This is a genomic window from Agrobacterium sp. CFBP2214, from assembly GCF_030209895.1.
In the GTDB taxonomy this organism is placed as follows: domain Bacteria; phylum Pseudomonadota; class Alphaproteobacteria; order Rhizobiales; family Rhizobiaceae; genus Agrobacterium; species Agrobacterium radiobacter.
This window is the reverse complement of record NZ_JARVRC010000020.1, coordinates 1-7,445: the sequence shown is the minus strand read 5'-3', so window position 1 is coordinate 7,445 and position 7,445 is coordinate 1. Positions and strand designations below refer to the sequence as shown.

The following is a 7,445-nucleotide window of genomic DNA, read 5'->3' as shown; positions in this document are numbered from 1 at the left end:
ATATCGCGGCCGATCTTGTTGCCGAAGGACGGTTCGCGATGAAGGCCGTCGCAGATACGCTGGGCGTATCCCGTTCCAACCTCATCGAGCGGCTGAAAGGCAGATCGAAGCCGCGCGGCTCCTATCACAAGGCCGAGGATGCAGAGCTTTTGCCCATCATTCGCAGGCTGGTAGATCAAAGGCCAACCTATGGCTATCGGCGGATCGCCGCGCTCCTCAATCGCGAAAGGCGAGCCGCCGATAAGCCTGTCGTCAACGCAAAACGGGTTCACCGCATCATGGGCAACCACGCCATGTTGCTGGAGAAGCATACGGCCGTTCGCAAGGGCCGCATCCATGACGGCAAGGTCATGGTCATGCGCTCGAACTTGCGCTGGTGCTCGGATGGGCTGGAGTTCACTTGCTGGAACGGCGAGGTCATCCGTCTCGCCTTCATCATCGACGCTTTCGACCGGGAGATCATCGCCTGGACGGCGGTCGCCAACGCGGGCATCTCCGGCTCTGACGTGCGCGACATGATGCTGGAGGCGGTCGAGAAACGCTTCCGCGCAACCCGAGCCCCGCACGCAATCGAGCATCTCTCGGACAACGGCTCTGCTTACACCGCGAGGGACACGAGGCTGTTTGCGCAAGCACTCAATCTGACACCCTGCTTCACGCCGGTAGCCAGCCCGCAGTCGAACGGCATGTCGGAAGCCTTCGTCAAAACGTTGAAGCGGGACTATATTCGGATATCAGCTCTACCGGACGCCCAAACAGCGCTCCGGCTCATTGACGGATGGATCGAGGACTACAACGAAATCCATCCCCATTCCGCGCTCAAGATGGCTTCCCCTCGGCAGTTCATCAGGGCTAAATCAATCTAGCCGACTTGCCCGGTGAAATGGGGTGCACTCCAGCTCCATTGTTTTCAGCGAGAGCGCGATAAGGCGCAAAGCGGATCTGATAGATCGGGTCGGTCGTAAGCTCATCGGCCCGCTTCTTATGGATCTCGTCCCGTTCAGCCTGAGATAGGTCGCTGAAGGGTTTCTCCTCGGTGACTTCCTCGTCACAGCTCTCATCGTCGCTGTCATCTTCTCGGGTAGGCGCAGTAGCCTGGATAACGGGCTTGATGCTGCTGTGAGGAGACGCAGCGGGCGCCGAATGCTTGGTGGCTCCCTTGGTCGCAGTTTTGGTAGCGGTTCCTGACATGGCGCAATTGGTAGGCGAGTCGCAATAAGTGTCTAAAAAGATACGGGTTGGCAAGTGGATGATCTTGCGGTTGATGTGTGGTGTTTGTTGCTGATGGGTGGGAGACGAAGGGTGCGGTGAACGGCTGTTTTATAGACGGCCGGAGGCCTCCGAATTTTTTGGCAGATCGGCCTGATGTTGCTCCGTTATTGAGCGTTTACGTAAAAAGATGACGCGGTATCTTTTTAAATGGGGGAAGGGGCAGTGTTTGGACTATTGGCTTGGCAAGTGGATCAGCTGACGGGGAACACGTCACTTCCGGTGTGGGAATTACGTGAGTTCAAACGACTGTGCATATACGAGTTGCCGCGTGCGCAAGCGAAGTCAGCCAACCACATCACGCAAGGCGTACCGAAGCTAACGGTGGAAACCGATTGGATGGCGCCTGAGTTGATTTATCACCCATATGGTCTTGCCTGTTTCATTTGCTCGACATGGAAGGCGAGGGAATTATGGCCCTGAGTTATTGCAGGATATATAGGAACGTATTGTATGTTCATATGTTTGTTTGCTACTTCGTTAATATGAGTATTTGTTGCGGTTTGCCCGCTTAAGCGGGCAAACGCTGGTTGTGCGGAAGTATGGACGGAAGCAGAGAGCTATTTTGGATGAACCGCGAGCTGTGATTCCGCTCTCTAAGAAAGTCTGATGGTAGATGCCGCCGATAGATCGAGATACAGCAGGCTTAATCACCCAGCTGATGTCAATCACCCATTGGAAAAGATCTTTCTAGGATATAACCATCATGGGCATAATCGTTGAATTCCCGGGAGCACTATAGATTCGGTCTCTTGCCGCCCAGATCGTTGGCGCTGGCAAAGGCTCGAAGGTTGGACCCCTTGATCCTATCTCGTTGACAGGTCGACTGAGAAAATTCTGGTCGCGTAGGAAAATGAAAGCACCGTAAGGCATGTCGTCGACAATGCTTCCGGTACCATACGAAGGCGTCCGGTGCCGCCAGCCGAACGGGCTAGCTTCCCGGGTTCTGGCTCTGCTCCGGTCACAGGAAGTTGCCCTGGGATAGATCGTCTGGCGATCATGACATAAAAACCCGAGAAGCTTGATTTCACTTGTAGCCGAATTGATTGGGACGGCAGCACCATTTCGTGACAGAGAGGGTGACCTTTGCGCGTATGCGAGGCATCCTCATGGACACGACAATCAAAGAAAAAAAAAGAAAATATAATGCGTTCGCTGATGAAAAGAGACCGGTTGGCAGTTCTGAACGGTCCGACCCGTCTGCGTCAGTCATCGCGTCGAGCGAGGCGCCAGCGCAACCCAGCACCTCGCAAGCGCGAGTGGTTGATGGAGGTAAGCCGGAACGGCTTGGAAATGACGCGGATCGCCGTCCGATCAAGCGGCTTCAGTACAGTAAAAATATGGTGATCGCTGCCGCAGATGTCACCCCTGACCGTTCCTCGACGGCCGCAGACACCAGCCCCAGAAAGACAGACATCAACGCAATTCCGGCAGAAACTTTTGCATTGATTGGCGCTTATGTGGGGTTGAATGCGCTAGAGATGGGTCGGTACGAAGTGACGAAGCTACGCCTTCTAAATCGGGGTTCGAAAGCCTCGATAGATCTTTTACCGGAAATAAAAAAGGCGGAGCCGACCCTACACGCCGTCGAAACTACACGGTATCTTATTGAAAGCGCCCATATCAAACGAAAACGGCAAGATGATTTCTCCGAATATTCCGCAGAAGATGGTAACGGTGATCCGGAAACTTGGACAAAAGGCTATCTCCACGGCCACGTAGAAGACATCTATGCAGTTATGAAGTTCAGTGATCCCGACTATAACTCTGCCTTGCTAAGGGCGGGTCTCAAGGAAGCCGACCAACTGAATTTACAATCTCAAGGCGGGATGTTGTACCGTTTTGCTGTGAATGCCAGGGAGTTCAATCGCGCTGAGCGAAAGGCTATCGCTGACGCATCCGTCGAGGTACTCGAGAGCAGAAAAGGTGGCCAAATCCCGGCCGCGAAAGCATATTTGCACTTGAGAGAACACTTGCATGACGATGAGGCGCTACAAAGCCATCTCCGTACTCTCAATTCGAAACTAGAAGAGAAATTTCGGCATGTTTTTCGGCGTGCTAAAGAAGAGAGAGCTGTTCCCATGACGCCGGGTGTGAGCGCTGAAGCGCAGCAGAAGGATATTGATCTTCATTGCATCCGAGACGCCGCGCCTTACAGATCGGCGCACGGGAGTGCATGGGATAGCTATAGAGGGGAAATCGCGGAGAAGTTTAAGAGTGAGATGACAGAGGAATTTAAGAGTGAAATCAGGGGAAAATTTAAGAAAAGATTTGAGGCAGAACTGCTTACTAGAGCCGCTGTCGGATTGCGGGGGACGGATGAAGGAGTCAAGACTGAAGACGTCGCGCTTGCGGTCCGGGAAAAATTTTATGATATGATGAGCTATCGGGAAGCGGAAAAATCGCTGGCGATTGCGACAAGAGAAATCTCCTCTTTCAACGAAAAAAGAGCAACCTTACTCGAAAGATCTCCTCGGATGGAGGGACGTGGGGAGTAACCGCTGTTCACTCCCACGTTGTCCTCGCCGCTCTGATCTATGATCGCATATCGATGGGTAACCGCTGTCTCAATCCCACGTCGGATAGCCGATTGACAGCATTGCTTGACGTTCATTGAGGTCCACGGCGATATTCTGATCGAGAGGAGACCCGCGCGATGCATCCGGATACGCCGATACAGCAAGACTTTGAACGTGAATGGGCATCATTCTACGCCAATCGCAGGCCGTTGGGCTGGATGCTTCGGTCAGACCAGTTGTTAGCCTGGGTCAGATTCCATTCGTTGCCGAACTCGAAGCGGTATCCGGAGAACAAAGCGGAGAAAGATATCATCCTCGGCCGGGCCTATAGCCTCGCGAATGAGACATTGGGAGCGGATGCTAGTTGCTGGCAGATTGAATGCCGGAAAGAAGAGGTAAACCCACCATATTGGGATGTTGTTGTGGGTGGCGCAGCAGCCAAGACATTTGCTGATGGCGACGAGACACGGTGGTGTGCGAATGTTTCAGAAACTCGCTGGTGACAAGGCACTCTGGACTACATTTTACTAGCAATCGCTAATGATAAGACGGGACCGACGATGTGGATGGATCGGAAAACCGGACGGATTTTTGCTCCATACGATGGCGGTTTCGACCTGCTGGTGTCATCGCCAGAGGAGGTTAAGCGGTTGAAGGTTCGTTTTGGCGACTGGCTGTCTGATCATCCCGAGGGTTTGTGAGAAACAGCCTATGACCCGTCGTATCAGGTGTTGGGAATTTCCATGGCAAAAGCTCATCAATACGTGCTTGCTTGTGGCCCTTCACGATGGCAGTGAGCGTCTCGGTCATCGATAGCATTTAGTTTGCAGGTTTCGATGAGCGACGCGATAGTAGCCCAATTCTCCGCTCCCGCATCATGCCCAGCAAACAGAGCATTCTTACGATTGAGGGCTATCGGCCTGATGGTTCGTTCGACGGAATTGTTTTCGATCTCGATACGACCGTCGGCGAGGAAGAGACAGAGGCCGTCCCAATATTTGGCGATATAGGCCAGCGCTTCGCCAAGTGGCGACTTGCCAGCAACACGGGCACGGTGATGCGTCAACCAAGTCCGCATATCGGCGACCAATGGCACTGACAGCGCATGCCTCCCGCCGAGACGAGCGTCGGCGTCGAGACCGCGTAGTTCGGCCTCGATCCGATAGAGTTCACCGATCCGCTTCACGCCTTCCTCTGCAATCGGTGTCGAGCCGGTGCGAGTGATCTCGACCAGCTTACGGCGGGCATGCGCCCAACAGTAGGCTAGCCGGATGTCAGGACCGACACGATCCGGCGCAACTAGCCGATTATATCCGGCGTAGCCGTCGACCTGAAGGATGCCCGTGAACCCCTGCAATATCCGCTCGGCATGTAGGCCACTGCGACCGGGCGCATATGTGAAGGCGACGCCCGGCGGCGCTCCTCCGCCCCAAGGTCGATCATCACGGGCAAGCGCCCAGAAGTATCCGGTCTTGGTTTTGCGGGAGCCGGGATCGAGCACCGGTGCACGGGTCTCGTCCATGAACAGCTTGGTCGAACGCTTCAGGTCCGCGATCAAAGCGTCGAAGACCGGACGAAGTTCGAATGCCGCTCGGCCGACCCAATCGGCGAGCGTGGAGCGGTCGAGATCAACGCCTTGGCGGCTCATGATCTGAGCCTGTCGGTAAAGCGGCAGGTGATCGGCATATTTGGAAACCAGCACATGCGCAATAGTCGCCTCTGTCGGCAAACCAGCCTGGATCAATCTTGCAGGCGCTGGAGCCTGGGCAACGCGGTCGGTGCAAGCACGGCACGCATATTTGGGGCGACGCGTGACAATGACGCGGAACTGCGCCGGGATGACATCCAGCCGCTCGGATGCGTCCTCGCCGATGCAATGCAGGCCGCCGCCGCAGGCACAGATCAGGCTTTCCGGTTCGATGATCTCCTCGACGCGAGGAAGATGAGCGGGAAGACAGCCGCGATTGGTGGCACGGGGTTTAGGCTGCGGCTTCCCAGAGGGGCTATCGGCTTCATCTTCGGCATGGATGGACGCGATGGCCGTTTCCAGTTCCTTCAATGCGAGATCGAATTGTTCAGAATCGGTCTTCTCGGATTTGCGGCCGAAGGCTGCCTGCTTGAAAGCGGCAACCAGCTTCTCCAGACGCTCGATCCGGTCATCCTTGCGAGCTTCACGAAGCTGCGCCGCGATCAGCATGGCCTTCAGGGCAGCAATGTCGTCTGGAAGATCGGCGGCATCCAACATGCCCGAAGTCTATCAAACCCCGTCACGCTTCGCCGGAAGAATCCGCCGACCGAGTCATCGTGCCGCATCTATTCGATAGTATCCGGCGGTCTCGCCTCCACGGACCGAACCCGACGCCAGTCGAGGCCCGCAAACAATGCTTCGAACTGTGCGTGGCCCAGCGTCATTAGGCCGTCCTTGATGCTCGGCCAGGTGAAAGTGTGTTCTTCAAGCCGCTTGTAGGCCATCACCAGTCCGCTGCCATCCCAGTAGATCAGCTTCAGCCGGTCTGCTTTCCGTGACCGGAAGACGAAGACCGTCCCTGTGAACGGGTCCTTGTGCAGTTCGTTCTTGACCAGCGCCGCCAGTCCGTCATGGCCTTTACGGAAATCGACGGGCTTGGTGGCCACCATAATCCGAACCCGGTTCGACGGAAAGATCATGCCGGGACCGCGCAGGCACGCGCAACGGCGGCGATGCGGGCGGCAGATGCACCTTCTTCCAGCCGAATGGTGACGGACCCGACGATGATCTCGGGACGGCTGTCCTTCTTGATCTGCGGTTCCAAAACAGGTGGTTCGACGATCACCGCTGCGAATTCCACGGCATCCTCAGGTGTAGGCGGAGTTAGCTTGCCCTGCCGCGCCATCGTCCGCCATGTCGACAGACGGTTCGCCCGCAATCCAAACCGTTCGGCGACCTCATTCACCTTCGCACCGGGCTGAAGACTTTCCGATACGATCTGCGCCTTGACCTTATCAGGCCAATGTCGGTGGCTCTCACGTCCAGACTTCCTGGTTGTGAGAAACTCCAATGTAGTCTCCATGGAGAAACTCCCGTTGCTCGTCCATGGAAAGCCGATCACAGATCAGGGCGGCGAGTACAACGTGGGAGGGGAACACCGGTTACATCGATGGGCGAGCAACGGGAGTGTCTTCGCGCCTTGTTCCGCCACTCGACGCAGGAGGGTAAGGTCACAGCCTTTCTGGTTCTTGTTCTGATCGGCTTCTTGAAGTCCCGGCATGGATGTTCGACCGCTCCTTGAGCGGATAGCCAAACCGACGGCGTTCATGAGCCAGCGCCTTCATACGCTCGCGAAGGTCATGGTCATCGCTGCGCCTGGTTTCGTAACGGATCGTCATCCGGCAAAAGCCGATGGCTTTACACGCCCGCCGTTCGCTCATCTGGTGGTGATCCATCAGATGAGCGACAGCTTTCCGCCTTGCTGCGGGCGTCACCACTTCTTTCCCAAAAGGTCTTTCAAAGCCGCATTGTCGAGCATCGAGTCGGCCAGGAGCCGTTTCAGCTTCGTGTTCTCGTCTTCCAGCGCCTTCAGACGTTTGGCTTCGGATACGTCCATGCCGTCGAATTTGGCCTTCCATTTAATGGGATGGACTGTTCCCCCACCCCGCAGTCAAACTGGTCGCGCCAAC

The 7,445-nt window shown here is 55.7% G+C and carries 6 protein-coding genes and 2 pseudogenes; 4 read left to right on the top strand and 4 right to left on the bottom strand.

The features are described 5' to 3' along the window. The 4 genes from QRN60_RS24570 to QRN60_RS26625 all read left to right on the top strand — a co-directional run. Window positions 1-866, top strand: an 866-nt coding sequence (locus tag QRN60_RS24570) for an IS3 family transposase (protein WP_284767145.1), incomplete at its 5' end; no start/stop codon positions are given. Window positions 867-2,378: 1,512 nt separating this feature from the next. Further along, window positions 2,379-3,767, top strand: a complete 1,389-nt coding sequence (locus QRN60_RS24565) for a hypothetical protein (RefSeq protein ID WP_129565572.1) — start codon at window positions 2,379-2,381, stop codon at window positions 3,765-3,767. A gap of 158 nt (window positions 3,768-3,925) precedes the next feature. Further along, window positions 3,926-4,291, top strand: a complete 366-nt coding sequence (locus QRN60_RS24560) for a DUF3885 domain-containing protein (protein WP_111794456.1) — start codon at window positions 3,926-3,928, stop codon at window positions 4,289-4,291. A 9-nt stretch (window positions 4,292-4,300) separates the two neighbouring features. Beyond that, complete coding sequence (locus QRN60_RS26625; RefSeq protein WP_473090685.1) at window positions 4,301-4,489, top strand: DUF3885 domain-containing protein; 189 nt, start codon at window positions 4,301-4,303, stop codon at window positions 4,487-4,489. Here the strand turns inward: QRN60_RS26625 and tnpC are convergent. From tnpC to QRN60_RS24540, 4 genes and pseudogenes are all read right to left on the bottom strand, one after another. Then, window positions 4,431-6,033 (bottom strand): annotated as a pseudogene (gene tnpC, locus QRN60_RS24555) (IS66 family transposase). The gene QRN60_RS26625 and the pseudogene tnpC sit on opposite strands and share 59 nt — an antisense overlap. 68 nt (window positions 6,034-6,101) lie before the next feature. Beyond that, window positions 6,102-6,455 (bottom strand): IS66 family insertion sequence element accessory protein TnpB, encoded by a 354-nt coding sequence (gene tnpB / locus QRN60_RS24550; RefSeq protein WP_131861644.1) that lies wholly within the window; start codon window positions 6,453-6,455, stop codon window positions 6,102-6,104. Further along, window positions 6,452-6,838 carry an IS66-like element accessory protein TnpA gene (gene tnpA, locus QRN60_RS24545; RefSeq protein WP_131861646.1) on the bottom strand — a complete coding sequence of 129 codons (387 nt, stop codon included), beginning with the start codon at window positions 6,836-6,838 and terminating at the stop codon, window positions 6,452-6,454. The genes tnpB and tnpA overlap by 4 nt, the downstream gene beginning before the upstream one ends. Before the next feature lie 223 nt (window positions 6,839-7,061). Continuing rightward, window positions 7,062-7,396 (bottom strand): annotated as a pseudogene (locus QRN60_RS24540) (transposase); the annotation flags it as partial. Between the last annotated feature and the right edge of the window lie 49 nt (window positions 7,397-7,445).